We start from the raw sequence: 1,644 nt of genomic DNA, 5'->3' as shown, positions 1-1,644 counted from the left end.
TCACCGAACTGCAGTGCCTGTGGTACGGCGCTTTCAAGGACCTCCCGGTCCGCCTCGTCCTGGTCCGCGACCTGGGTTCGACCAAACCCTACGACCTCGCCTTGATCAGCACCTGTTGAGTGCCGTTCAAGATGAGCATGGTGTTGCCACTCAGGATGAGCATGTGGGGTGATGGGAATGCCCTGCCGGACGGAGTCCGGCAGGGCATTTGGTGTTCACGGTGTCACTGGGATGCTCGGGGTGCCGTGCGCGACGGTGGTCATTCTTCGGTGACTTCGGCGATGGCGGCGCGGGCGGAGGCTTCGTCGACGATGGACTTGCTGTCGGCGTAGGCGGACAGCAGGGCCTGGACGGCGAGGTTGTTGACCGCGCGGGGGTAGCCGCGGGAGCTGTCGTGGATCAGGGGGATCGCGTCGTCGGAGTAGAGGGTGTCGGAGCGTCCGGCGAGGGCGAGGTGGTGGGCGAGGTAGCTGCTGGTCTCCTCGGCCGTCGTGGGCGGCATGTTGTAGCGGATCGCGATCCGCTGGTCGAGGGCGGCGAGCATGCCGAGCTTGATGTTGCGCCGCAGGGTGGGCTGCCCGACCAGCAGACAGGCCAGTGGACTTGTCGAATCCATGTCGTGATTCGTCAGCATCCTCACGGCTTCCAGCTGCTTGTGATCGAGTAGGTGGGCCTCGTCGATGACCAGGACGGGAACCCGCCCGCGCTCGGCGTGTTCGGTGGCCGACGCGTCCGCGGCCTGCGGAATCAGGGTGGAGCGGTGGGGTTTGGGGACCCCGCCGAGGCGAGTGACGATGGCCTGGTGGATGCCGGTGACGCCGATGGCGGGGTTGGGGAGGTAGATGACCGTGTGCCGGGGGTGATCGAGCCCGTCGAGGGCCGCGCGGACGGCGACGGTCTTCCCGGCACCGACCTCACCGGTGATCACGCCGAGGCAGCGTTCCCCGATGCACCACGTGATGCGGGCCGCGGCCTGCGCGTGGGAGGAGTGCCGGTGCAGCATCCCCGGGGCCAGATCTTTGCCGAACGGCATGACCGAAAAACCGTAGTAGCCCTGGATCTTGTCTATCAACTGGGGCCTTCTTCCAAGTAGTTGAGGAAGGACGCGAGGTCGGACGCGGCAGTGCGGGCCCGCCGGTGGAAGCAGACGGCCAGTCGGAGAGCCGGCGCGTTCGTGGTGAGGGCATTTCGGTCCAGTTGGCGCCCAGCCAGATCAAGGACTCGCTCCAGCAGCTGACGGGCGGTGTCCTCGGCGACTTCGAGGCGGTCGATGTGGTCCTGGACCGGGTTGTGGTCGGCCCTCACGCGTTCCGGTCCGGCTGATCGGGCATCAGGGCAGTGTAGTTGATCTTCTGTCCGAGTTCCGCGGTCCGAGCGGTGTCGACGAGCCGCAGGTAGTCGATGCCGGTGGCCGGCGCGGGCGGCGCCTTGGGGAGCTCGGGCTTGGCCTTGGGATGCGCGTGCCGGGCGATGCGGTGCGGGGTGGCGAGGCCGAACGGCCGGTTGTGAAAACGGACTTCGATCTCGGTCAGGGCTGTTGCAAAGTCTTGGGGTTCCACGAATCTGCAGGTCACAGCTGGGTGACGGTCTGTCAGGATGGCCTCTCCGTATGCAACGAAGCTCCGACGATCAAGGTGACCTCCC

2 protein-coding genes and 1 pseudogene are annotated in these 1,644 nt (G+C 66.6%); all 3 read right to left on the bottom strand.

Annotation, left to right across the window (positions count from 1 at the left end):
* Nucleotides 1–259 precede the first annotated feature (259 nt).
* Entirely contained in the window at nucleotides 260–1,072 is an 813-nt protein-coding gene (locus ACIQU6_RS44750) for an ExeA family protein (RefSeq protein ID WP_403488489.1), read from the bottom strand.
* Entirely contained in the window at nucleotides 1,069–1,305 is a 237-nt protein-coding gene (locus ACIQU6_RS44745) for a hypothetical protein (protein WP_403488487.1), read from the bottom strand. Before ACIQU6_RS44745 ends, ACIQU6_RS44750 begins: the two co-directional genes overlap by 4 nt.
* Nucleotides 1,302–1,644, bottom strand: a pseudogene (locus tag ACIQU6_RS44740) (hypothetical protein); the annotation flags it as partial. The pseudogene ACIQU6_RS44740 and the gene ACIQU6_RS44745, both read right to left, overlap by 4 nt.

The organism is Streptomyces sp. NPDC090442, assembly GCF_044769405.1.
Taxonomy (GTDB): domain Bacteria; phylum Actinomycetota; class Actinomycetes; order Streptomycetales; family Streptomycetaceae; genus Streptomyces.
The sequence above is the reverse complement of the archived record's forward strand: the minus strand, read 5'-3'. Positions and strand labels throughout refer to the sequence as shown.